The organism is Marinobacter sp. AN1 (assembly GCF_026013985.1).
GTDB classification, from domain to species: Bacteria; Pseudomonadota; Gammaproteobacteria; order Pseudomonadales; family Oleiphilaceae; genus Marinobacter; species Marinobacter segnicrescens.
Genome location: NZ_CP110342.1, coordinates 2,038,396 through 2,061,538 on the forward strand (window position 1 = coordinate 2,038,396; position 23,143 = coordinate 2,061,538).

Below are 23,143 nucleotides of genomic sequence, written 5' to 3' on the forward strand. Positions count from 1 at the left end.
GTTGGCGTAACTCGTTTTTATTCAACCGGGGTCTGTCGTAAGTGTCGACTGAATTCACGGGGAATGCAATCCTCTGGCCCGCTCTGGTAACGCTTCCGGGGCTGGCTCTTCTACCGTGTCGGGTTCAGGATCGGCCGGTTCAGTCCGGCTAGCCAGGCGTACGGTTGGCAGCAACACTGAAAAGCAGGACCCCATGCCGGGCTCACTGGTGACGTCAATATTGCCCCCAAGCTGTCGGACGTACTCCCGGGCCTGATAGGCCCCGATACCCATACCCGTAAGGCCCTTGGTGCTCTCGAACGGCTTGAACAACTGCATGCGAATAAACTCCTCGCTCATGCCGGTACCAGTATCCTGGATAAACAGGACGACATGGTCAGAGGATGCCTTCAGGGTGAGTGTCACTTCTCCGTCTGGTGGTGTGGCGTCCTGCGCGTTCTGGATGAGGTGGCCCAGCACGCTCCACAACTGGTCCCGGTCAGCCCTCACCATCACCGGATCTGAAGGACCGAGAACCCTTGGCCGAGGCTGGTTACGGCAATAATGAGTAGCCAGTTCCCCGATCATCTGGTGCAGGTTCAGCGGACTCTGCTCCCCCTGAACGGGAGCCGGCTTGCGAATGTGGTCCACCAGGTTGGACATCTTCTGCACCGCATGGTCGGTGGTGCTGATCATGTCATCGATAAACGCCGGGTTGTCCCGGTGATGGGCGGAATTGCGTACCAGCAGCGAGAGCTGGGCAATGAGGGTTTTCAGGTCATGCACCATGAAGGCGGACGCCTTGCTGACCGCTTCGAATTGCATGGCCCGTGAGAGCCGGTTCTGGGCGTCCGCCTGCGCCAGCAGGTTACAGGTCTGCCGGGCCACGACACGTACCAGGTCGAAGTTTTCCCAGTTCAGCTCCACCCGGGCATTGGCCCGTCCCACCAGCGTAATGCCGTAGAGCTCATTGCCCAGATACATGGGTATCAGGAGCCAGCCATGACTGAACTTCAGAATCGGGTCCGGTATTTCCAGCAGGTTGTAGCGCACGGGGTCACTGCGGTATTCGTCCAGGTCTATGATCCATTCCCGCTCGCTGAAGAAGCGGGCCAGTTCGCAGGTGCCGTCGATACTGGTGAAGCGGGGCTGCTCCATATTAACGGTGTTCTGGAGCATGAAATTACCATCTTCGTCCCTTACCCAGAGAGCACCGGAGCTGCTTTCCAGCAACCCTGCCAAAATCCGGATGATTCGCTCCGGAAGCGGTGGTTGGTCGCTCAGGTTGGCCAGCTCCCTGGTCATCTTGAGCCACTCTTCCCGGTAGTCATACTTGTAGTCGAAGAAGTTCTGGCTGATAAACACCATCAGGCGGGCGCGGAACCTGCGTGAGGTAAGCAGCAGGCCCAGAAATGCCAGCGCGCCGGTGATAAACAGCATTTGCAGGGCGTCGCCCCAGTCGCCGCCGAGAACCCGGACGTAGTAACCCCCGGCAGCGGCAAACAGAAGGTAGATACCGGCAAATACCAGGGCACTGACGTGGAACATGGCGTTGCGGGAAAGCTGGAATTCCACCGGCTGCTTGCGGGTGTTTATCATGGTGATGCCCAGCAATGGAACGATCAACGCGTTCACCATGCCCCGGGCGTCCCAGAAGCCGCTGGAGATTTGGCCGAACAGCAAGGCATCCGTGTACATGAAGAAGTCATAGGCAAACAGGGTCAGTATGCCAATACACAGATACCGGATACTGGAGCGGCTGGACTGAAGGGAATTACGCCAGATCTGCTCCACCAGGCAGATACCCAGGAGCGAAAGGGCGATCTGGCCGACGAGCTTCAGCTTGCCGCTCACCAGGGGAAACGATAACAGGGATTCCAGGGCTGCGAGGGTGAACAGCACGAAGATGATGGCAAAGGTGGAGAAGCCCAGCAGGCGGCGGGTGCGCCCCGCGGCCAGGATTTGCCGGTCAGCGGAGCGCAGCAGGGCCAGCAGGACCATGACCCAGCCCGAGTCGCGCAGCAGTTCCAGCAGATAGCGCACGATGAAGGACGGTTCACCCCAGAGTTGCTGGCTGACCAGCGACCCTGCCCACAGGGTGGACAGCAACGCCGAGAACAGCAGCATCCGGTCCGAGGTCCGGCGCAGGTAGCGAGTCAGGATCAGTCCACCCAGCAGCATGAATGCCAGGGTGGCGGCGGCATGGCTGATCAGTCCGAATTCATTGAACATCAACTGCACATCCTGTGATTCGTTCCCGTCCGACCCTCACGAGGCTAAACCGGGTGCTTGTTCTCGCGGTAGTAGTGAAATATATCATCCAGGGACCGTTGGGGGTAAAAACCAAAGTCCCTTTTAAAGGCTCTTCCGTCGATGATGACAGGGTACTTGTAAAAGTCCATCAGATACGGTGGGAAGCGCTTCAGGCTGAGTACCCTGAGCAGCGTGCGGGGCAGTAACGGCGGTATCGACGGAATCGGCACCTGTCGGCAGCCGCAAAGTTCCAGCGCCCGCTGGTAGGCCACCCAGTCGTCTGGCGCCACGTTATAGATGCCTTTTTGCTTGTGGCGCCAGGTGGCCACCAGGGCATCCGCCATGTCGTCGATATGGATGAACTGCATCATCGGCGAGAAGCCTGCCAGCACCGGCGCCCGCTCACCGGATAGCAAGGTGCTGATCGTATTACGCACACCGGGTCCGACGATGTTGCAAGGGCGAAGTACGGTGATGTTCAGGTGGGGGTAGCGCCACAGATAGATGTTTGCGAGGTTCTCCAGCTCTACGGAGTCCACCAGGTCCATGGTCAGCCCGGCTGCCTTCAGTGGCGCTTCCTCGTCAATCAGTGCCGGATTGAAGGGCACTGCGCCGTAAACATGGAAGGTGGACAGGATAATGACCCGTCTGACATTGTATTTATGGCTCAGGTCGAGCAGCTTCTGGGTACCCAGTACATTGGCGTTGTAGCGGCGCAGCCTGTTTTCCTGGCTGGACATTATGCGGCCCAGGTGAATGACACCATCAAAGTGGAAGCGGCGGAACAGGTCCTCGAACACACGTTTGTTGAAGTCGATGCAATAGCTGGGAATATCATCTCCGAGCCACACCTGTTCGCGGAAGTCCACCGCCACCAGGTCACAGGTTTCCCGCAGCTGGGCGATGACCTTCTGTGCGAGCGTGCCGGCGGCGCCGGTTACCAGTATCTGCGGTCGTTTGGGTGCCGTCATCAGAACAGCCTCTTGCGCTGGTTGAGTCCCTTCTTGATCATTTCCCCGACCGCAGCCTTCACTGAATCCACCCGGGCGGTCACCTGCTCTTCGGGAATATCGTCATTGTCGAAGAACATCGGGTCACCCACGCAGAGATGCACCTTGGCCGGCAGGATCACCGGGGCCGCGACGGGAAGGTAGGGCAGGCCAAGCAACCGGGCAAGGGGTTTGATATTGGCCAGGGCCGGAATGGTTTCCTCGCAGCCCACCACGCCAACAGGAACCACCGTGGCCTTGTGCTCCATTGCGAGGTGCATGAACCCGTTACCGAAACGCTTGAGCTGGTAGCGGTCCCGGTAGAGCTTGCCGGAGCCCCTGATGCCCTCGGGAAAGACAATGACCGCCTCGTTATTTGCCAGCATCCTCGCGCAGTTCACCGGGTCCCCGAGCACAGCCCCAAACTGGTTCAGCAGGTTACCCAGATACGGCACTGTCGGGAAGAAACGCTCTATCATGGCCCGTGGAATCCGCGGCTTGTCCTTCCGGGAAGCCAGGGCAAAGCCGATCAGTAAACCGTCAATGGGCAGCTGGCCACTGTGGTTGGCAATGATGAGTACCGGGCCTTCAGCCGGTATCTTGTCGATGCCGTCCACCTCGACCCTGAAATATTTTTCGTAGATCTGCCGGGTGATGGCATAGCCGATTTTGAGGGTTTCGTTGTTGTAGCCCCAGGGATCGTACCCAAGTGAGCCGATGGGCTTGCCGATGCTGTCGATCTGCTGGTCCAGTTCCGGGGAAACCAGACGTCGTTTGAGGAACTCTGCCAGACTCATGGGTAATCCTTTCTCCTGTCTAAACGGAGTATAGGCGATCCTGTAAAGGTATCGTCGTTCGGGCGCCGGGCGATGAAAGGTGGTCAGCTCGCACGACGCTCACGGCTCAGGGTCATTGCAAGGGTATGTTTCTGCCCTGCAGACAGTTCGCGGTAATCGTCAGCTGCATTGGCGGTTTCAACGCACAGCATGCTGGTCCAGGCATTGTCCGGGAAATCGGACAGGCGCCGGGCCTTATCAGGCCCCGGGTTCCAGACTACCGTGGAGGCACTACCCCGGGCCGTTAACCGATAAATTTGTTCTCCGGTCTCGATGGTCATGTCAGGCGCCGCCTGGTAAATGCGGTCTGTCTCTCCCCTGAACCACACAGGACCGTCCTGGTTGCGTGGCTGCCAGCGATCCAGGGTGTCCAGGTAGGTGACGCCCTCGAGGCCTGAAATGGTGGTTTGTTCGATACCCGAAGCAGGCAGGTAGGTATGAAGCGCCTGGGTAATTGCCAGGGCGCCGCTACCATTGTTCTCGGTGGTCAGTTCCAGTGTCAGGGCCGAGGGGCTGAAGCGGAAGGTGATCTGCGCCCTTGCCGTGGCTGCCCAATGTTCCCGATGATTGACTGATGGCTCGAGCACGAGGGCGAGGGTCAGGTCTTCCGCTGTTTCCTGGAAACCTGCGAGGCTCCAGGGTGCGGTGCGCGCAAACCCGTGGGCGGGAATGTCGCTGCCACGGAGCTGGGAGCGCACTGGCCCTGGGTTGCGTGCCGGGTCGCCGAACCACGGCCAGCAGATCGGAATGCCCCCGCGAATGGACCGACCCAGCTCAAAGCGGTCAGATGGACTGAGCCAGAGCCAGTTCTGGTCGCCGGCCGGCGCGAACCTGTAGAGGTGGGCCCCCTGCAAGGCCAGGGAAGCGTGGAACCGTGGGTGGCTGATTTCCAGAACATCCAGTTCACCGACGCGGGTGAGTCGGGCATGGCGGGCGTTGGCGAGGTGGTTCATGAAGATCCCTGCATTTTGCAACCAGGTAACGGTAACTGCCTATCAGAAACCGCGAACAGGGGGCTTCCTGCGCCCCCGGAAAGGTCTAGAATGCCGTTTTTTACCCGCCGGGAAAACCATTGATGACCATTGCCTTCGCCGATCTGCCCACTTCGCCCAATGGCACGCCTGAGGGCGCGGTTGTCGAGGAAACCTGGCTGGATACTATCGCTGCTGACCTGAGCGAACGGGGCTGGCTGAACCTGGATGTCCGTGACTATTTGGGGCGGGCGTTGCTGGCGGAGTTGCGCCAGGAGGTCGAAATCCTCGAGAAAACCGCTGCCATGGAGCGTGCGGGTGTTGGTCGGGGCAGCGACTTCACCCGGGACCGTTCGGTCCGCCGGGACAGGATTGCCTGGCTAAACGGCCAGACGCCGGCCCAGCAGCAATTGTTCGGTTTCCTGGAGCAGGTCCGGGTGGGGCTGAACCGCCGCTTGTTCCTTGGGTTGCAACGTTTTGAAGCGCACTACGCGAGCTATCAGCCGGGAGACTTCTATCGCCGCCACGTAGACAGTTTCCGTGGCCGTGCCTCTCGGGTGGTTAGCCTGGTGCTTTATCTCAATGAAGGCTGGCGTCCGGAAGATGGCGGCGAACTGCAGGTCTTCAACCGGGAAAGTCCGGAGGAAATCTGTGGCCGGGTTCAACCGGATGAGGGCAGGGTGGCTCTGTTCATGAGTGAAGAGGTGCCCCATGAGGTTTTGCCGGCGGCCCGCACCCGCCATAGCATCGCCTGTTGGTTCCGCCAGGACGTGGTGCCGGTTCCGCTGACCGGGGTGTGACCACTGCCCCTTTTTTCTCCGGTAGCCCGAACAGGGATTGATACCACCCCCGGCTGTTGCTACTATGCGCCGCGTTCGGGCAATCCGGACTACCGTTATGGTGGTCCTGCCGGTGCCCCCGCAACGATAAACCGTGAACCCGGTCAGGCCCGGAAGGGAGCAGCCGCAGCGGTGGACTCGTGTGCCGGGGTGTCGCTGGTGGGGCCACCCCCAGTTTTCTCCCTCATGCCCCCCCCGATGTTCCATTACTTCCTGATCTGGAACGTGCCGCGTGTCTGCTTCTTCGGGGTGCCGGTCCGTGATAAGCTTTTCTCCTAATTTCTTCTTTGTGCAGTGACGGCCCTATGAGTTATCAGGTACTTGCCCGTAAGTGGCGTCCCAGAACATTCCAGGACATGGTAGGGCAGGAGCATGTGCTGCAGGCACTGGTGCATGCCCTGGAGCATAACCGTCTTCACCATGCCTACCTGTTTACCGGCACCCGGGGGGTGGGCAAGACCACCATCGGGCGTCTGTTGGCCCGCTGCCTGAACTGTGAAACCGGGGTCACGGCAACCCCCTGCGGGGAATGTTCCAGTTGCCGGGAAATCCTCGATGGCCGGTTTGTTGACCTGATCGAGATCGACGCCGCCTCCCGCACGGGGGTGGACGACATGCGTGAGCTTACAGACAACGTTCAGTACGCGCCTACCCGTGGACGTTTCAAGGTGTACCTGATTGACGAGGTGCACATGCTCACCAATCAGTCCTTCAACGCTTTCCTCAAAACGCTGGAAGAGCCGCCAGAGCACGTCAAGTTTCTGTTGGCTACAACAGATCCCCAGAAGCTTCCTGTTACGGTGCTGTCTCGCTGTCTGCAGTTCAACCTCAAGCGCATGACCCCGGAGCATATTGTGGGCCATCTGCGTTACATCCTGGGTGAAGAATCGATTCCGTTCGAGGAGCCGGCCCTGTGGCAGCTTGCCAGGGCCGCGGACGGCAGTATGCGGGATGCCCTGAGCCTGACCGACCAGGCCATTGCTTTCGGCAACCAGAAACTGGCAGCCAGCGATGTCAGCAGCATGCTCGGTACCATCGATCAGCGAGACATTGAAAAACTGGTTGAGGCGCTGGTAACTGACAACGGCCCGGAGCTGCTTGCGGAAATTGACCGCATTTCTGACTTTTCCCCGGACTTCAGCGCGATTCTGGCGGACCTGCTTTCGTTGTTCCACCGGGTCACCATGGAACAGGTGGTGCCGGGCAGCGCAGATAATGCCATGGGCGATGCCCACCGGGTCCAGGAGCTGGCGCGTCAGCTGAGCGCAGAAGACGCACAATTGTTTTACCAGGCGGCCCTGGTGGGTCGGAAAGACCTGGAAATCACCCCTGATGCCCGAATGGGGTTCGAGATGACCCTCCTGCGCATGCTGGCATTCCGCCCTGGTGCCGAGCGCTGTGAACCGCCTGCTGTGAGCGTCGGCACACCTGACCGAACGGAAGGTCGTGAGAGCAGCCCGGGTGGCAGTCGCAGCGGTGGCGACCGGGAGACTGGTGAGGAGCCCGCCCCCGCAGGCCTTGAAACGGCCGCTGCAGGACCCATTCTGGACACTGGCGCTCAGCCGTCACCGACAGATAACGCTCGCCAGTCGACTATCTCCGACGTTTCGCCACCCGTTCCGGTAGACGCTTCGTCAGTGCCGGCCCCGGAGCAGTCTCCCGGGCCATCAGCAGTCCGCGGCCCGGAAGATGACAGCCTGATGGCGATGGCGGACCAGTTGGCCGGAGGTGCCGATGACGATGACGTGCCCTGGGATACGGGGCCTGAACCGGCGGATGCGGAAGCGATCAGTGGATCAGTATCACCCGCACCGGAACCGCCTGCACCCTTGATACCGGAGCCGGAGCCTGTCGAATCTTCGGCGCAGGCTGCGAGCGTGCCGCAGGCACAAGGCGGGACCGCTGCAGAACGGACTGCGGCGATGCCAGTACCGGCTGAACCCCGCGAGTTGCTGGATGCTGAGGGTTTCGTCTGGCCGCGGGATTTTCGCGAGTTGGGGATTGTCGCATGCCAGGAAACCTGGCGAGCCAGGCCTCCTGTGAGCGTGAAGGAAACCACTTCCGGCTGACGCTTGATGAGGGGCACTTCCGGTTGCTGACCGATCGCCACCAGCAAAGGATCCTGGAGGGGCTGCGGCAGGCATTTGGCGGGGAGGCGACCCTTGAGGTCACGCCCGGCAACGCCGGAGACCAGACTCCTATCGCCTGGGAAGCGCGTGAAAAAGCTCGCCGTCAGCAACAGGCTGAGCAGTTTATTGAGCAAGATCCGCTGGTCAAGGCCATCGTGGAACGGTTTGAAGGTCGGGTCGTCAAAGATAGTATCCGGCCGCTTGAAAATTCCGCCGGATAACGTCGAAACAGAATCGAGAGGTACTCAAGATGATGAATGGTATGGGCGATCTGATGAAAAAGGCCCAGCAGATGCAGGAAGAAATGCAGAAGGCGCAGGAAGAGGCGGCCAAGGCAGAGGTGACCGGGGAGTCCGGTGCTGGCCTGATCAAGGTGGTGATGAACGGACGCCATGATGTTCGCAAGGTCTCCATTGATGACTCACTGATGTCGGAAGAGAAGGAAGTGCTGGAAGACCTGCTTGCTGCCGCCATCAACGATGCGGTACGTCGGGTGGAGTCAGAGCAGAAGGAGCGCATGTCCGGAATGATGTCCGGTATGGGGCTGCCCTCCAACTTCAAGATGCCGTTCTGACGGCCGATAAACCGGATCGTGGCCATTTCCGGAAAGGGACATGGTTGCTGATGACCGCAGACAGTCGTAATTGCAGGAGTACGGATGGCTTTTAGCCCGCTGGTGGATGAACTGGTTGAATCCCTGAGGTGTTTGCCTGGTGTTGGCCAGAAAACGGCCCAGCGAATGGCGTTTCACCTGCTGGAGAAGGGGCGCGGTGGTGGTGAAAGGCTGGCCGGGGCGTTATCCGCTGCCATGACCGGTGTCCGGCGCTGCGATAGTTGTCAGAACTTCTCGGATACACCGATCTGTCCGATCTGCGAGAAGCCTGAAAGGCACACCGGCACCCTCTGTGTCGTTGAGAGCCCATCAGACCTGTTAGCGATTGAACAGGCGGGCGACTACAGGGGCGGCTATTTCGTGCTCATGGGGCACCTTTCACCCATTGACGGTATTGGCCCCGAAGACATTGGAATCGAGTTGCTGCTTCGCCGTGTCCGGGATGAGTCCGTCAGTGAACTGATCCTTGCTACCAACCCTACGGTGGAAGGGGAGGCAACGGCCCACTACATCGCTGACCGCCTTGATGGCACCGGCGTGCTGACCACGCGGCTTGCCCACGGCATCCCCGTCGGGGGTGAGCTTGGTTACGTCGACGGATTTACCCTGACCCACGCCTTCCGGGGTCGCAAGCCCCTGACCGACTGATTCCATGGCCTACCAGGAGATTTCATGAACCAGGCTTTACCCCCGGTGCCGCCGGTACAGACCCCCCAGTGGCTGGAGACGGTTGCCGACCTGGATGCCTGGCTGGAAGTCCATCAGCAGCATCCGCTGGCACTGGATACCGAATTCGAGCGGGTTTCAACCTTTTATCCCATCCCCGGGCTGGTGCAGCTTGGCGCCGGTGACTCCCTTCGGTTGGCAGAGCCCGCCGTCGTCGAACAGTCTACCCGGTTCCGTGAACTGCTGGCTGATCCGGGCAGGCCCAAGTTGCTGTATGCGATGGGCGAAGACCTGGAGCTCTTCCGGCACTGGTTGTCGCTGGAGCCGCGAGGCCTGCTTGACTTGCAACTGGGCGCAGCCCTGGCCGGTGCCGGCTTTTCGTTAGGCTATGCCCGGTTAGTGGAAACGCTCTTCGGGGAAACCCTCGACAAGTCTGCCACCCGGTCCGACTGGCTGGCCCGACCCCTCAGTGCCGACCAGTTGCGATATGCACTGGATGATGTGCGTTTCCTGCTGCCGCTTTATGAATGGGTTGCCGGCCGCCTGGACGCTCGCGGCCTGTCCGGTGCCATGGCGGAAGAATCAAACCGTTTTGCCGAGGACCTGCTGGCGCTTTCCGACCCGGCTAACTGGTACCTCAAGCTTCGTGGTGGCTGGCACCTGGCCCCGGCCAGCCAAGGGATTCTCAAGGCCCTGGTGGCCTGGCGCGAAGAGGAATGCCGTCGCCGCGACCGCCCCCGCAACCGGGTACTGTCGGACGCAGCCCTGATCAACCTTGCGGACCGGCTTCCCGAGAGTGCCGGCGCTCTGGCGGCGGTGGAGGATGTACCGCCGGTGGTCGTTCGTCGTTATGGCGACCAGCTACTGACGCTCATTCAGGCGTCCCGGGCAGCCGGGAATGTGCCAGATCCCCTGATCGACCGGCCCCTGACCCGGCCGCAGCAGGATCAGTACCGCAAAGTGAAAAAGCACATGGCCAGGGCCGCGGAACAGGCGGATGTCCCGATAGAGTTACTGGCACCCAGGAAACGACTGGAAGCAATATTGCGTGTCGGCACCCCTGGAGCAATGGATGACTTTGCGACCGGCTGGCGGCGACAGGTACTTGCCCCGGTACTCGACGATATCAAGGTACTACTGGAAACCAGGAATGACTGAAAAGGCCTTTATTTCCGTATTTCGCAGCAGCAAAAGAGGCGAGACGTACCTGTACGTTCGCCGTGGCCATGACTGGCAGGCCTTGCCTGAATCCTTGCGGGAGCTTTTTGGCAAGCCGGTGCACGCCATGGACCTGGTGCTGACACCCCAGCGCAAACTGGCCCGGACCACCGGCAAGGAAGTGCTGGAGGCCATCGACGAGAAAGATTACTATCTGCAGCTCCCTGAACAGGCCGACAGCTATATCGTTGCCTTCAAGGAAAAGCTCAGGGACTTCGGTGCCTGATGGCGGATATTCCGTTCTGGCAGCGCAAGCGCCTTACCGAAATGACTGCCACAGAGTGGGAATCCCTCTGTGACGGTTGTGGCAAATGCTGCCTGACCAAGCTGCAGGATGCGGACACCGGTGAGGTCTACTACACCGACCTTGCCTGCCGGCAAATGGATACAGCCAGCTGCCGCTGCCTGGACTATGAGCGACGTCAGCAGATCGTGCCGGAGTGTACCGTGCTTACGCCGGAAAACATCGGAGAGTTCCACTGGCTGCCCCTGACCTGTGCCTATCGTACCCTGGCCGAGGGGCGCCCCTTGCCGGACTGGCACCCGTTACGTTCCGGCTCACCGGACACGGTCCATGACGCCGGTGTGTCCGTTGCCCACCGGACGATCCCGGCGAACCAGGTGCCGGAAGAAGAGTGGCAGGAACACATAATTTACTGGGTATTGTGAAGGAATCATTGCGACCTATGACTGACTCACTGGCCATCGCCACCATGGACGCCGACTCCCAGACCGCCTACGCCCTGTTCTGGGGTATCTACGTGGTAGGCTTCGTCCTGTTCTACTGGGCCATGTCCCGGGTATTCCGCTTGTTACCGCTGTATGGCCTGCGCAGCTTGCTCAGGGCGGCGTTGATTGCGCTGATTGCTACCCCGGTACAATCCTCGGTCGTGGATGGTTGGTGGGTACCGGCCTGGCTGTTTGGTGGTTACGAAACCTTTCTGGGGGAGCCCGCCGAGGCCGCCCGGGCGTTTTCAATATTGGCGTAGCGTGTCTGATCATGGCACTGGTCTGGATACTGGACCTGGTGAGGTACCGCTTCACCCGGCGCTGACAACCGACACTCATGTCCCGCTGGCGCACTGACGCGGCAGCCAACCTGGCAGGGATGCCGCCCCAAAACCGGGAACCCCGAAAGATAACAAGAGGACCCGTACATGCTGTTGCGAAAGCTGCTTTTCACGCTGACTGTGGTGGTCGCGTTGATGCTTTCACCTGCCTACGCCCAGCAGGGCCAGGATGACTCCGTGCGGGATATCCGGGTGGTGGTGGATATCTCCGGAAGCATGAAACTCAACGATCCGGATAACCTCCGGCGCCCGGCAGTCAGGCTGCTGGCAGGGCTGCTGCCAGATGGTACTGGTGTTGGCTTGTGGACCTTCGGTCGTGAAGTCAACATGCTGGTCCCGCATGGCTCCCTCGATGATCCCCTGAGGAACTCGCTGAACGAAGGTTCAGAGAAGATCAATTCAGTCGCCCAACGAACCAATATCGGCGGAGCCATCGAAACCGCCAGCGACAACTGGTTCGCTCCCGGGCGGTCCCTTCGCAATACCCACCTGATCCTCCTCAGTGACGGCAAGGTCGATATTGACCCCAGCGCCGCCCGCAACAACGCTGAACGGGAACGCATCCTCGAGCAACTGGTGCCACAGCTGGCCTCGGAAGGGCTGACCATCCATACCATTGCCCTGTCCGCAGAAGCAGACCTTGACCTGCTCGGTGCGATTGCCGATCACACTGGCGGAGTTGCCCGCGTCGCCGGGACCGCCGATGAGTTAAGCCGCATTTTCGCTGACACATTGGGCCAGGCGGTCGCTGCCAATGAGGTTCCGCTGAATAATAACCGCTTTAGCGTGGATCAGGGGGTGGAGGAATTTACTGCGCTGATTTTCAGCAGTACGGCCCCTGCAGAACGGCAGCTGACCCTGGTAACTCCCGACGGCAGCGCCATTGCCTCTGACGAGTCTGTCGACGGTGTCCGCTGGGTACGGGAGGTCGGGTACGACCTGATCACCATCGACCAGCCAGTGGCCGGTGAATGGCAACTCGAAGGCACGTTGGGTGAGGGCAGCCGCGTAACCGTGGTCAGTGACCTGAAGCTGGAAGTGGAGCCGCTGCCGGCGCGTTTCGAGCCTGGGGATACTCTCGAGGTGAGGGCATTTTTTACTGAGGACGGGGAGCGAATTACTGACGGTGACTTCCTCCGGGTGATTGACGTTCGGCTCACCATGACCACGGAGGACGGGCGTCAGGGTACTCGAAAGCTGAGTGAGGGTGAGCCACCCCTGGACGGTGTTTACCGGGATACCATTGCCCAGTTGCAGGAGCCAGGCCAATACCAGATGGAGCTCGAAGCTGATGGTGGTACTTTCTCCCGCAAGTATCGTCAGGCGTTGACACTAACGGCCCCGGAAGGCGCCGCGCAGGAGACGGGGCCTGATGTGGCCGAGGAAACCGTACAGCAGGAGGCCGTGCAGTCAGAGCCTGCCGGAGCCACTGCCCCGGAACCCGCCGTTGACGGCCCGATTGACCTCAGTCAGGTGGAGGAAAGCACACCGGTGACGGAAGGCGAAACCGCCGAGCCGAAACCAGTGGTTAATTCCGATGCCGCCCGGGAAGGGTTTTCGCTGACCGGCTTGTGGCCATGGATCGCCGGAGGCGCAGGCCTGTTCGTCGCGTTGGTGGCCATCGCGGTTTTCTTGCTGCGCCGCAGGCGTCAGGCCGCTTCCGCAGCGCTTGCCGGCGCCGATCCTCAACCGGCCGCCGGGGCAGAAGCCTCAGCGCCTGAACCGGAAACCTCCGCTGACGTAGATACCAGAGCGGCTATGGAAGACGAGGACGAGCCAAGGAAAGAGGTTCCCCCGGTGCTTGATGACAATACGGATCCGGTGCCGGAAGAGGCGCTTCAGAGCGAGCCTGTGGGTGACGCAGAAATCAGCGATGCAGCTGATGACCAGGCCGCTGCCATGGAAGAGCCGCCGGTGGCAGAAGAGATTGAGCCAGCGGAAGCCCGGGAGGTGTCCGGGCCGGAGCCGGAAACACTGCCGGAAGATGGTCAGGAGGGAGCCCAGGACGAACCGGACCTGCAGGAATTTGCAGAGCCTGATATGGACTCCGCAAAAGAAGCCAGCCGGGCGGATGATCCGGGGCTCGATGAGTTTGACGATTCACTGCTCGAGGATGAAGACGGCGATGAATTTGGCCTGGAAGACTTCGATCTTTCTGATATCGATGACCTTCCGGACCTGGACGCCGAGGAGGACGAAATCACCAGGCGGCAGAAGCCCTCCCAAGAAGAGGGCAAGAAGGACGATTAATCGTCTTCACCACTGACCGCCGCCCGCGCTGCTTATCAGCGACGGGTAAAAAACCTATACTCGTCCTCCATTAACCAATGGCAGGCAATGCGCGTTTCCGGAGATGACGCTCCGGGCCATCGCCAGCCTCAACTTTTAACGGTCAATTCAGAACACAGGATTTATTACCATGAAATTTACCGGTACCGATAAATACGTAGCCACCGAAGACTTGCAGATGGCGGTCAACGCCGCCGTAGCCCTTGAGCGTCCATTGTTGATCAAGGGTGAGCCGGGTACCGGTAAGACGCTGCTGGCGGAAGAGATGGCTGCAGGCCTCGGGCTGCGACTGATTCCCTGGCACATCAAGTCCACCACCAAGGCCCAGCAGGGCCTGTATGAGTATGATGCGGTTTCCCGTCTGCGGGACTCGCAGCTCGGCGATGAAAAGGTTAAGGACATCCGCAATTACATCGTCAAGGGCAAGCTCTGGGAGGCGTTCGAGGCCGACGAGCAGGTCGTTCTGCTGATTGACGAGATCGACAAGGCGGATATCGAGTTTCCCAACGACCTGCTGTTGGAACTGGATCGCATGGAGTTCTTTGTCTACGAGACCCAGGAGTTCGTCAAAGCGAAGAAGCGTCCCATCGTCGTGATCACCAGTAACAACGAGAAAGAGCTGCCCGATGCTTTCCTGCGCCGCTGCTTTTTCCACTACATCGCCTTCCCGGACCACGACACCATGAAGACCATCGTCGACGTGCATTTCCCCGGTATCCAGCAGGAAGTGGTGCGAGATGCCCTGGAGGTGTTTTTTGATGTGCGTAAGGTCCCGGGCCTCAAGAAAAAGCCGTCCACTTCGGAACTGATCGACTGGCTCAAGCTGCTGATGGCGGATGACCTGTCCCGCAAGATGCTTCAGGAAAGCGATTCCAGCAGTGCATTGCCGCCGCTCTACGGCGCCCTGGTCAAGAACGAGCAGGACGTGCATCTGCTGCAGAAGCTGGCATTCATGGCTCGTCGCAAGAAGTGAGGTTCCCCGGGCAGGCTGCTGCCCGGTGGATAAATGACCTAACGGCCTCTTTTGGGAGGACGCCATGCTGATAGATTTTTTCATGGAAGTTCGCGCAGCCAAGGTTCCGGCCAGCCTGCGTGAATTTCTCGACCTGCTGGAGGCGATGCAAAAGCGGCTCGCCTTTGGCGATATGGAGGAGTTCTATTACCTGGCACGGCTGTGTCTGGTGAAGGACGAGCGCCATTTTGACAAGTTTGACCGGGCCTTCGAAGCTTATTTCAAGGGCATTGAAAACCTTGACGAGCTGATGGAGGCGCTGATTCCCGATGACTGGCTGCGGGCCGAGTTCGAGAAGCAGCTGACCGACGAGGAAAAGGCAAAGATCGAATCCCTTGGTGGCCTGGAAGAGCTGATCGACACCTTCAAGAAGCGCATGGAAGAGCAGAAGGAGCGGCACCAGGGTGGCAATAAATGGATCGGTACCGGTGGCACTTCACCTTTTGGTGCCAACGGCTACAACCCTGAAGGGTTCCGTATCGGCCAGAACGAAGGTCGCCACGGCCGTGCGGTGAAGGTCTGGGAAAAGCGGGAGTTCCGTGACCTGGATGACTCCATCACCCTGGGTATACGTAACATCAAGGTGGCTCTGCGCCGGCTGCGCAAGTTCGCCCGTCAGGGTGCGGCGGACCAGCTCGACCTGGACGATACCATCCGTTCCACCGCCCGCAATGCCGGTTACCTGGACCTGAAAATGGTGCCGGAACGCCACAATGCGGTGAAGGTGTTGCTGTTCTTTGATGTGGGTGGCTCCATGGACCCTCATGTCCGGGTTTGTGAAGAGCTCTTCTCCGCCGCGCGGATGGAGTTCAAGCACATGGAGTATTTCTACTTCCATAACTTCATCTACGAAGCGGTGTGGACGAAGAATGTGCGTCGCCTGCACGAGACCACACCGGTCTGGGACATCCTTCACAAGTACAGCCCGGACTACAAGGTGATCTTCATCGGGGACGCTACTATGGCGCCCTACGAAATCACCCATCCCGGCGGCTCCATTGAGCACTGGAACGAGGAAGCCGGTGCCACCTGGTTCCAGCGGGTTACCGACCACTTCCGCAAGGTGGTCTGGCTCAACCCGCTGCCGGAGAGTTACTGGGGCAGGGGAGGCTCACTGGGTATCACCCGGCAGTTGGTAGGGGATCACATGTATCCACTGACCATTGAAGGGCTGGAGTCGGCCATGCGCCACCTCAGCAAGTAATGAAAGCGGCTTGATCCCGCTCACAGACCGGAGTCAGACCGGTCACCCCAGGTGCAGCCCGGGCCGGTTCCCGGGCTGTTCTGTATCTGCTAAAGAATAAGACATTTTCAGTTAATGTCTCACTATGTTTCAATCACTTCCCGGAGTGACCGACGGCTTGCTGTGAAGGCTTGCCCGTCAAACTCCAAGGTTATGCCCTGGTTTGCGAGACGGAACCTCGCGCGGTATTCCGGGGCTCCCCACTTCAAGAACCTGCCAGGAAGGAACCTGTTTATGAACAAGAAACTGTTGCTTGCCAGCGTCGTTTTTGCCGGTATGGGCCTTGCCACTGTTGCCCAGGCAAACCCTGTGTGTGAAGCCCAGAAAGCCGCTGCCCCGGACCTTGTGGGCGCACGTGACAACGACACCGCAATCGAGGAGGTCTATTCGGCCATCGATGAGAATGCGAGCAGCGAGGCATCTGCCAATGTACTGAAGGAATCCGTAGGTCAGATCTACGCCGATAAGTCCATGGACGTTGAAGCCGCCACCAGGCTGATCGGTGAAAACTGCGAAGCGAAACTGGGCGCCTGATCCGGCTTCCCGGTGTCGGAGATAGCCGTACCGGCACCAAAACGGACATTAATGCCGCTTTTCCCCTTCGCCAGGTAAAGGGCCAAAAAAAGCCGATACACGGTTGAGTGTGTATCGGCCAAGCTCGGCATTTAACGCAAACACCTCCAGTAAGCGCCTGCGTCATCCACCTATCTAGCAGGATCGCTGCCACCTCCTGAAATTACCCTTCTAATCAATTTGGTACCCCTCCTGAAACGCGTTATAAACCGCGGAGCCTCGCAGATCTGTAAAAATAACTGACGGATTAACGCGAAAGCGATCACAGAGATCGTCAGCAAACGTGGTCGAACCGGGCAGGATCTACCTGAATAAGGACAAAACTGGTATTCTCGCCTTTCTTTTAAGGCTGATACTTTTGTCTGCTTGTTTTTTCGCTGGAACCGGTTCCGGTGGAATAACTGGTCGGGCGTCTGCGCAGAAAAAAAACCTCGCAGACTCCTTGACGGTATCCCGACAAGCTAAAGCAGTTCTTGGCTGGTCACGGCAGGGAATCCGGGGGTGGCGAGGCTGCGACACTATAATCATAAGTAACTACAGGAGATGGTGCGATGGACTTCGAACAGTTCTATCAGGACAAGTATCCACCCGGTGTTCCGCGCGAGATTGATCTGAACAAATACCAGAGCATGGTTGATGTCTTCAACCAGTCGGTAAAAAAGTACGCTGATAAGCCGGCGTTCAGTGCGGTAGGCGTCACCATGACCTATGGTGAGCTCGACGCCCAGGCCCGCAACTTCGCTGCCTGGCTGCAGAACAAGACCAACCTGAAGCCGGGTGACCGCATCGCCGTGCAGATGCCGAATCTCACCCAGTACCCAGTGGTTGTCTACGGTGCCATGCGCGCCGGGCTGGTGGTGGTCAATACCAACCCGCTGTACACCACACGGGAGATGGAGCACCAGTTCAATGACTCCGGCGCCAAGGCGCTGGTGGTGCTGGCTAATATGGCGTCGAACGCCGAGAAAGTGCTGCCCCATACCGGTATCGAGCACGTCATCGTGACCGAACTGGCCGACATGCACTCGCCACTCAAGCGCACCCTGATGAACGCCGCGGTCAAACACCTCAAGAAGATGGTGCCTGCCTACAACCTGCCCCAGGCCCACAAGTTGCCTGCAGTACTTGCCGCCGGTGCGAAGGAAAAACTGGACGAAGCCCGGCCCACCCAGGACGACCTGGCGGTGCTGCAATACACTGGCGGAACCACAGGCGTAGCCAAGGGTGCCATGCTGACCCACGGCAACCTGGTCGCCAACTTGCTGCAGACACGCCCGTTGCTGGAAGACAAGATCGAAGAAGGCAAGGAGGTGATGATTGCGCCCCTGCCGCTGTACCACATTTATTCGTTTACCCTGAACTGCGGCATCATGCTGGAAGCAGGCGCCCATAATGTGCTCATCCCGAACCCGCGTGACATTCCGGCGTTCGTGAAGGAAATGAAGAACTACAAGTTTACGTCGTTTGTCGGGTTGAACACCCTGTTCAACGGCCTTATGGCCAACGAGGATTTCCGGAACCTGGACTTCAGCCAGATGAAGATGACCTCTTCGGGCGGCATGGCCCTTACCAGCGCCACCGCCAAGCGCTGGCAGGAAGTGACCGGTGTGGAGATCGCCGAGGGTTATGGCATGACCGAAACCTCACCGGTAGTAACCTTCAACCCGCCCAGCGCTATCCAGCTCGGCACCATTGGCCTGCCCATCTGTAATACCGTGTGCAAGACCGTGGATGAAGATGGCAACGACCTGCCGCTGGGTGAGCCCGGTGAGCTGTGCGTCAAGGGCCCCCAGGTCATGCGTGGCTACTGGCAGCGCCCGGAAGAAACCGAGAAGTCGTTCACCGCAGATGGCTTCCTGCGCACCGGCGATGTGGCGGTCATCCAGGAAGACGGCTATATCCGCATTGTCGATCGCAAGAAGGACATGATCATTGTCTCCGGGTTTAACGTGTACCCGAATGAGGTGGAAGACGTAGTAAGCAGCCACCCGAAGGTGCTGGAATGCGCTGCTGTGGGTATTCCTGACGAGAAGAGTGGCGAGGCCGTCAAGGTATTCCTGGTGCCGTCAGACCCGAGCCTGGAGGAAGACGAACTGCGGGAATTCTGCCGTGAGCGACTGACCGCGTACAAGGTTCCGAAATCGTTCGAAATCCGTGAGGAACTGCCAAAGACCAACGTTGGCAAGATCCTTCGTCGCGAACTGCGTGACGAAGAGATCGCCAAAAACTCGTAATCTGCGGTTTGACTGATGAAAAACCCCGCCCCGGCGGGGTTTTTCGTTTGTGGTCTGGGTTCCGTTACAATATCGCCCTCATTTACCAACCGGGCTATCCATGAGTAACACCCCCTCCGGCAATTCGTCTTCAACCCTTCCTGGTGAAAAGCCTTCAGTGGAGCATCCGCTGTTGACTGTTGACCACGTCAGGCAGCAACTGGGTGAATGCAACCAGCGTGAAACCGCCCGTATTCTGCGACTGCTGGCGAAAACCCGGAACAACCCTGATCAGCAACAGTTGGCCCGGGTAAACCGCTGGCTGGAACAGGGGCTGGCCAGGGTGGAGTCCCGCCGTCGGTCCCATCAGCCCGCCCGCTATCCGGAAGGGCTGCCGGTGTCCGAACGGGTTGACGACATCACCCGGGCCCTGGAGGAAAACCAGGTCATCATCGTGGCCGGCGAAACCGGTTCGGGCAAAACCACTCAGCTACCCAAGATCTGCCTGAACGCAGGACGTGGAACTCGGGGCCTGGTGGGGCACACCCAGCCACGGCGAATCGCTGCCCGCACCGTGGCTGGCCGTATCGCAGAAGAGCTGGGCCCGGACCAAGGCCGCCAGGTTGGGTACCAGGTTCGCTTTACGGATACCAGTAACGAGGATACCCGGCTGAAGGTGATGACCGACGGGATCCTGTTGGCTGAAATCCAGCACGACCGTTTCCTGGATGCCTACGATACGATCATTATCGATGAGGCCCACGAACGCAGCCTCAACATCGACTTCCTGCTGGGCTACCTGAAGCAATTGCTGCCCAGGCGGCCCGACCTGAAGGTTATCATCACCTCGGCCACCATCGAGGTGGAGCGGTTCAGCGAGTATTTCCACCAGGCGCCGGTGATTGAGGTTTCCGGTCGCACCTACCCGGTAGAGGTGCGCTACCGACCCATGGCTGGAGATGCCGATGAGCGGGACCAGGGCTGGGGCGATGCAGTGGTGTCGGCGCTGAATGAAATCGAAGACCATGAGCGGGCCGAGAAAAAGCCACCAGGGGATATCCTTGTGTTCTTGCCCGGCGAAGGGGAAATCCGCGCCCTCAGTAAGCAGTTACGCCATGCCGACCTGCGTCATACCGAGGTACTGCCGCTCTATTCGCGGCTGAGCACGAAGGAACAAAACCGGGTATTTCAGTCCCACCGGGGCCGGCGCATTGTGCTGGCTACCAACGTGGCAGAGACGTCGTTGACGGTACCGGGTATCCGTTATGTCATTGACACCGGTGTGGCCCGGATCAGCCGTTACTCGGTACGTTCCAAAATCCAGCGCTTGCCGGTTGAGGCTATCTCCCAGGCCAGTGCGAACCAGCGGGCAGGGCGCTGCGGGCGGGTAGCACCGGGGATCTGCTTCCGGCTGTTTGATGAACAGGACTTCGTCAGCCGCGACGAGTTTACCGATCCGGAGATCCTGCGCACCAACCTGGCGTCGGTCATCCTGCAGATGGTGACCCTCGGGTTGGGGGATATTCGCCACTTCCCCTTCCTGGAGGCGCCGGACAACCGTCAGATCAATGATGGCTATAAATTGCTGGAAGAGCTTGGCGCTGTTTCCGGCAAACGCCGCATTACCAGCCTCGGGCGCACCATGGCCCGTTTGCCACTTGATCCACGGCTGGCCCGGATGCTGGTGGCCGCCAGCGAACTGGGCAGCCTGGCCGAGCTACTGGTCATTATTGCCGGGCTCAGTGTCCAGGACCCCAGGGAGCGACCGCAGGACAAGCAACAGGCAGCGGACCAGGCACACAGTCAGTGGAATGACAAGGAGTCCGACTTCATTACCCTGCTCAATCTCTGGAATGACTTCGAGGAGCAGCGTCAGGAACTGTCCGGTAACCAGCTCAGCAAGCACTGCAAGAAACAGTTCCTTTCCTACATGCGAATGCGGGAGTGGCGGGATATCCATCGTCAGCTCACCCTGTTGTGCCGGGAGCAGAGGTTCACCATGAATCGGGATACGGCCGGTTATGATGCCATACACAAGGCTGTACTGGCCGGTCTGTTGGGGCAGGTGGCGACCAAGCTGGAGAAAAGGGAGTACCTGGCTACCCGTAACCGCAAAGTGTTTATCTTCCCTGGCTCAAAAGTGGCGAAGTCTGCACCCAAGTGGATCGTGGCGGCGGAAATCGTTGAAACCAGCCGGGTATTTGGCCGGATGGTTGCCAAGATCGAGCCGGACTGGGTCGAGCCCCTGGGTGAGCACGTGGTCAAACGCCATTATTCGGAACCGCACTGGGAACAGAAACGGGCCCAGGTTATGGCCTTCGAGCGGGTCAGCCTCTACGGTCTGGACGTAGTCAGCCAACGGCGGGTGCCCTATGCAAAGGTTGACCCGGTTACCTGTCGCGAACTGTTCATTCGCCGTGCCCTGGTGGAGGGTGATTACCGTACAAAGGCACCCTTCATTGCCCGAAACCGGGAACTGCTGGATACCGTCGAGAGCCTGGAAAACAAAACCCGGCGTCGGGATCTGCTGGTGGATGACGAGCAGCTTGTCGCTTTCTATAACGAGCGCCTTCCGGCGGAGATCGTCAGTGGTCGGCATTTCGAAAGCTGGTGGAAATCCCTTTCCGCGGCAGACCTGAAGGCCATGGAACTCTCCGAGAAGGATATCCTGCAACGGGACCTGGACTACAGCGAACTGGAGCAATACCCAGACGAGCTGGAATGGGAGGGAGCTAAGTACCCCTTGAGCTACGAGTTCGAGCCCACGGCTGAGGATGACGGTGTCACCATCCAGGTGCCGGTAATGGCGCTCAAGCAGTTGCCAGGGCATCGTCTGGACTGGCTGGTGCCTGGCCTGGTGAGGGAAAAGTGCATTGCCCTGGTCAAGGGGCTGCCAAAGGCCGTTCGTCGTAACTTTGTGCCGGTACCCGATTTTGTCGACGCGGCGTTGCAGAACATGGCGCCATCAAACCAGCCGTTGACCGAGGTGCTCGCTGACCAGCTGCGCCGCATGACCGGCGTCCGGATCGCGCCGGAAGACTGGCCAACCGATGAACTGCCCAGGCACCTGCGCATGAACCTGAAGGTGCTGGGTGAGGGCGGCAAGGTACTGGCCCGGGGGCGGGACCCTGAAGTACTCCAGAAGAAACTGGAAAAGCAGGCGGAAGAAGCCCTCAGTCGGGTGGATGAGGCCGAGGGCAAGGCGGAACGGATCCAGGCGTCTGACTGGCAGTTCGGCACCTTGCAGGAATCGGTTCATACCGACAGGGGTGGTATGCAGGTTACGGTCTATCCGGCGCTCGAAGACCTGGGCGGTGAGGTGCGGGAAACCCGTTTCCTGGATCCGCTGACGGCTTATGAAAGCCACCGTAAAGCAGTAGCGCGCCTGTTGTTGAACCGGCTCGGCAATTCCCTGGATCGCATAGATAGCCGGCTGCCCCGGTTTCGCCAGTCCGCGCTCATGTTTGCGCCGATGGGCCAGGCCCGGGCGCTGCTTGATGACTTTCTGCTGGCCAGTGCGGCCAATCACTTCCTGGGCGAGCCGGAACAGGCATCTGGAGCACTTCCGAGCAGTGGTACAGACTTTGACCTGGTGTATAACAATGGACGGGGAGATTTTCTGCCAGCGCTTGAGCAGGCTGACGAACAGCTCCACCAGGTGATGCAGGGCTATCACCGGGTGATGAAACAACTGAAAGGCAAGATCAACCTCGCCCTGGCCAATAGCATGGCGGATCTCAAGTTCCAGATGGAGCACATGGTGTACCCCGGGTTCCTGGTGGCAACGCCCCCGCAGTGGCTGGCCTGCTTTCCCCGCTATTTCGAGGCTGCGGACATCCGGCTGGAGAAGATGCCCAGGGAAATGGGGCGGGAGAGGGAATTTCTGCACACGATTGCTCCCCTCTGGAGCCGCTACCAGCAAAAGCACGAGCAGCAGCGTCGTCAGGGCGTTATGGACCCCCAGCTTACCCTCTACCGCTGGATGCTGGAGGAGTTCCGCGTATCCTGGTTTGCACAACAGCTGGGAACAGCCATGCCGGTCTCGGTGAAACGGCTGGACCGCCAGTGGGCGGAAGTTCGTCAGTAGTCAGTAACTGGAGCGGCTGCAACCCGCTGGTAGCCGGTCTTTCGGGCCGGTCGCCTTTCTCGTTTTCGGGTGGGGACCGGACTCCGGGGTTTGTGATAACATCCCCGCTAATTATCGGACAGGGATGTTTCACGCGTCCTGTTTAGCCTGCAGGATAGCTGTC

19 protein-coding genes and 1 other RNA gene are annotated in these 23,143 nt (G+C 59.5%); 16 read left to right on the top strand and 4 right to left on the bottom strand.

Going from position 1 to position 23,143, the window contains the following annotated elements; translation table 11 throughout:
• Positions 1-54: 54 nt before the first annotated feature.
• The 4 genes from prsK to LJ360_RS09450 form a co-directional block, all read right to left on the bottom strand.
• Entirely contained in the window at positions 55-2,211 is a 2,157-nt protein-coding gene (prsK, locus tag LJ360_RS09435; protein WP_091850255.1) for an XrtA/PEP-CTERM system histidine kinase PrsK, read from the bottom strand.
• Between the two features lie 44 nt (positions 2,212-2,255).
• Positions 2,256-3,203: an SDR family oxidoreductase gene (locus LJ360_RS09440; RefSeq protein WP_091850257.1), complete on the bottom strand. Its 948-nt coding sequence runs from the start codon at positions 3,201-3,203 to the stop codon at positions 2,256-2,258.
• Complete coding sequence (locus LJ360_RS09445) at positions 3,203-4,018, bottom strand: lysophospholipid acyltransferase family protein (RefSeq protein ID WP_091850259.1); 816 nt, start codon at positions 4,016-4,018, stop codon at positions 3,203-3,205. The genes LJ360_RS09440 and LJ360_RS09445 overlap by 1 nt, the downstream gene beginning before the upstream one ends.
• Positions 4,019-4,101: 83 nt before the next feature.
• Complete coding sequence (locus LJ360_RS09450) at positions 4,102-5,010, bottom strand: D-hexose-6-phosphate mutarotase (RefSeq protein ID WP_264995934.1); 909 nt, start codon at positions 5,008-5,010, stop codon at positions 4,102-4,104.
• A gap of 122 nt (positions 5,011-5,132) precedes the next feature.
• Here LJ360_RS09450 and LJ360_RS09455 point away from each other — a divergent pair, with 122 nt between their 5' ends.
• The 16 genes from LJ360_RS09455 (at position 5,133) to hrpA (ending at position 22,980) form a co-directional block, all read left to right on the top strand.
• Positions 5,133-5,828, top strand: coding sequence for a 2OG-Fe(II) oxygenase (locus tag LJ360_RS09455; RefSeq protein ID WP_264995935.1), 696 nt, complete (start codon positions 5,133-5,135; stop codon positions 5,826-5,828).
• 107 nt (positions 5,829-5,935) lie between these two features.
• Positions 5,936-6,032, top strand: an RNA gene (ffs, locus tag LJ360_RS09460) — signal recognition particle sRNA small type.
• 140 nt (positions 6,033-6,172) lie between these two features.
• A complete protein-coding gene (gene dnaX / locus LJ360_RS09465) occupies positions 6,173-7,936 on the top strand; it encodes a DNA polymerase III subunit gamma/tau (protein WP_413774410.1) in 1,764 nt (587 codons plus the stop codon).
• Between the two features lie 23 nt (positions 7,937-7,959).
• Complete coding sequence (locus LJ360_RS20020; RefSeq protein ID WP_413774411.1) at positions 7,960-8,217, top strand: DNA polymerase III subunit gamma/tau C-terminal domain-containing protein; 258 nt, start codon at positions 7,960-7,962, stop codon at positions 8,215-8,217.
• Between the two features lie 29 nt (positions 8,218-8,246).
• Entirely contained in the window at positions 8,247-8,570 is a 324-nt protein-coding gene (locus tag LJ360_RS09470; RefSeq protein ID WP_264995936.1) for a YbaB/EbfC family nucleoid-associated protein, read from the top strand.
• Positions 8,571-8,654: 84 nt separating this feature from the next.
• Complete coding sequence (gene recR / locus LJ360_RS09475; protein WP_091850269.1) at positions 8,655-9,257, top strand: recombination mediator RecR; 603 nt, start codon at positions 8,655-8,657, stop codon at positions 9,255-9,257.
• 24 nt (positions 9,258-9,281) lie between these two features.
• Positions 9,282-10,433: a ribonuclease D gene (locus LJ360_RS09480; RefSeq protein WP_091850271.1), complete on the top strand. Its 1,152-nt coding sequence runs from the start codon at positions 9,282-9,284 to the stop codon at positions 10,431-10,433.
• The gene (locus tag LJ360_RS09485; protein WP_091850273.1) at positions 10,426-10,719 is read left to right on the top strand and encodes a YcgL domain-containing protein; all 294 of its coding nucleotides are present in this window, start codon (positions 10,426-10,428) and stop codon (positions 10,717-10,719) included. The genes LJ360_RS09480 and LJ360_RS09485 overlap by 8 nt, the downstream gene beginning before the upstream one ends.
• Positions 10,716-11,162, top strand: a complete 447-nt coding sequence (locus tag LJ360_RS09490) for a YcgN family cysteine cluster protein (protein ID WP_091850275.1) — start codon at positions 10,716-10,718, stop codon at positions 11,160-11,162. Before LJ360_RS09485 ends, LJ360_RS09490 begins: the two co-directional genes overlap by 4 nt.
• A 17-nt stretch (positions 11,163-11,179) precedes the next feature.
• The gene (locus LJ360_RS09495) at positions 11,180-11,482 is read left to right on the top strand and encodes a hypothetical protein (protein ID WP_320108796.1); all 303 of its coding nucleotides are present in this window, start codon (positions 11,180-11,182) and stop codon (positions 11,480-11,482) included.
• 168 nt (positions 11,483-11,650) lie between these two features.
• Positions 11,651-13,813 carry a vWA domain-containing protein gene (locus LJ360_RS09500; protein ID WP_264995937.1) on the top strand — a complete coding sequence of 721 codons (2,163 nt, stop codon included), beginning with the start codon at positions 11,651-11,653 and terminating at the stop codon, positions 13,811-13,813.
• A gap of 169 nt (positions 13,814-13,982) precedes the next feature.
• Positions 13,983-14,825: an AAA family ATPase gene (locus LJ360_RS09505; RefSeq protein ID WP_091850279.1), complete on the top strand. Its 843-nt coding sequence runs from the start codon at positions 13,983-13,985 to the stop codon at positions 14,823-14,825.
• A 64-nt stretch (positions 14,826-14,889) separates the two neighbouring features.
• A complete protein-coding gene (locus LJ360_RS09510; RefSeq protein ID WP_091850281.1) occupies positions 14,890-16,068 on the top strand; it encodes a vWA domain-containing protein in 1,179 nt (392 codons plus the stop codon).
• A gap of 273 nt (positions 16,069-16,341) precedes the next feature.
• Complete coding sequence (locus LJ360_RS09515) at positions 16,342-16,641, top strand: hypothetical protein (protein ID WP_091850283.1); 300 nt, start codon at positions 16,342-16,344, stop codon at positions 16,639-16,641.
• Between the two features lie 590 nt (positions 16,642-17,231).
• A complete protein-coding gene (locus tag LJ360_RS09520; RefSeq protein ID WP_091850285.1) occupies positions 17,232-18,914 on the top strand; it encodes an AMP-binding protein in 1,683 nt (560 codons plus the stop codon).
• A 100-nt stretch (positions 18,915-19,014) separates the two neighbouring features.
• Positions 19,015-22,980 carry an ATP-dependent RNA helicase HrpA gene (gene hrpA / locus LJ360_RS09525; protein ID WP_264995938.1) on the top strand — a complete coding sequence of 1,322 codons (3,966 nt, stop codon included), beginning with the start codon at positions 19,015-19,017 and terminating at the stop codon, positions 22,978-22,980.
• The last annotated feature ends 163 nt before the right edge of the window (positions 22,981-23,143 follow it).

What these genes read in the sequence shown, in the direction of transcription:
- prsK (WP_091850255.1), bottom strand. Translation starts at nt 2,211, where the DNA reads ATGTTCAATGAATTCGGACTGATCAGCCATGCCGCCGCCACCCTGGCA.
- LJ360_RS09440 (WP_091850257.1), bottom strand. Translation starts at nt 3,203, where the DNA reads ATGACGGCACCCAAACGACCGCAGATACTGGTAACCGGCGCCGCCGGC.
- LJ360_RS09445 (WP_091850259.1), bottom strand. Translation starts at nt 4,018, where the DNA reads ATGAGTCTGGCAGAGTTCCTCAAACGACGTCTGGTTTCCCCGGAACTG.
- LJ360_RS09450 (WP_264995934.1), bottom strand. Translation starts at nt 5,010, where the DNA reads ATGAACCACCTCGCCAACGCCCGCCATGCCCGACTCACCCGCGTCGGT.
- LJ360_RS09455 (WP_264995935.1), top strand. Translation starts at nt 5,133, where the DNA reads ATGACCATTGCCTTCGCCGATCTGCCCACTTCGCCCAATGGCACGCCT.
- dnaX (WP_413774410.1), top strand. Translation starts at nt 6,173, where the DNA reads ATGAGTTATCAGGTACTTGCCCGTAAGTGGCGTCCCAGAACATTCCAG.
- LJ360_RS09470 (WP_264995936.1), top strand. Translation starts at nt 8,247, where the DNA reads ATGATGAATGGTATGGGCGATCTGATGAAAAAGGCCCAGCAGATGCAG.
- recR (WP_091850269.1), top strand. Translation starts at nt 8,655, where the DNA reads ATGGCTTTTAGCCCGCTGGTGGATGAACTGGTTGAATCCCTGAGGTGT.
- LJ360_RS09480 (WP_091850271.1), top strand. Translation starts at nt 9,282, where the DNA reads ATGAACCAGGCTTTACCCCCGGTGCCGCCGGTACAGACCCCCCAGTGG.
- LJ360_RS09485 (WP_091850273.1), top strand. Translation starts at nt 10,426, where the DNA reads ATGACTGAAAAGGCCTTTATTTCCGTATTTCGCAGCAGCAAAAGAGGC.
- LJ360_RS09495 (WP_320108796.1), top strand. Translation starts at nt 11,180, where the DNA reads ATGACTGACTCACTGGCCATCGCCACCATGGACGCCGACTCCCAGACC.
- LJ360_RS09500 (WP_264995937.1), top strand. Translation starts at nt 11,651, where the DNA reads ATGCTGTTGCGAAAGCTGCTTTTCACGCTGACTGTGGTGGTCGCGTTG.
- LJ360_RS09505 (WP_091850279.1), top strand. Translation starts at nt 13,983, where the DNA reads ATGAAATTTACCGGTACCGATAAATACGTAGCCACCGAAGACTTGCAG.
- LJ360_RS09510 (WP_091850281.1), top strand. Translation starts at nt 14,890, where the DNA reads ATGCTGATAGATTTTTTCATGGAAGTTCGCGCAGCCAAGGTTCCGGCC.
- LJ360_RS09515 (WP_091850283.1), top strand. Translation starts at nt 16,342, where the DNA reads ATGAACAAGAAACTGTTGCTTGCCAGCGTCGTTTTTGCCGGTATGGGC.
- LJ360_RS09520 (WP_091850285.1), top strand. Translation starts at nt 17,232, where the DNA reads ATGGACTTCGAACAGTTCTATCAGGACAAGTATCCACCCGGTGTTCCG.
- hrpA (WP_264995938.1), top strand. Translation starts at nt 19,015, where the DNA reads ATGAGTAACACCCCCTCCGGCAATTCGTCTTCAACCCTTCCTGGTGAA.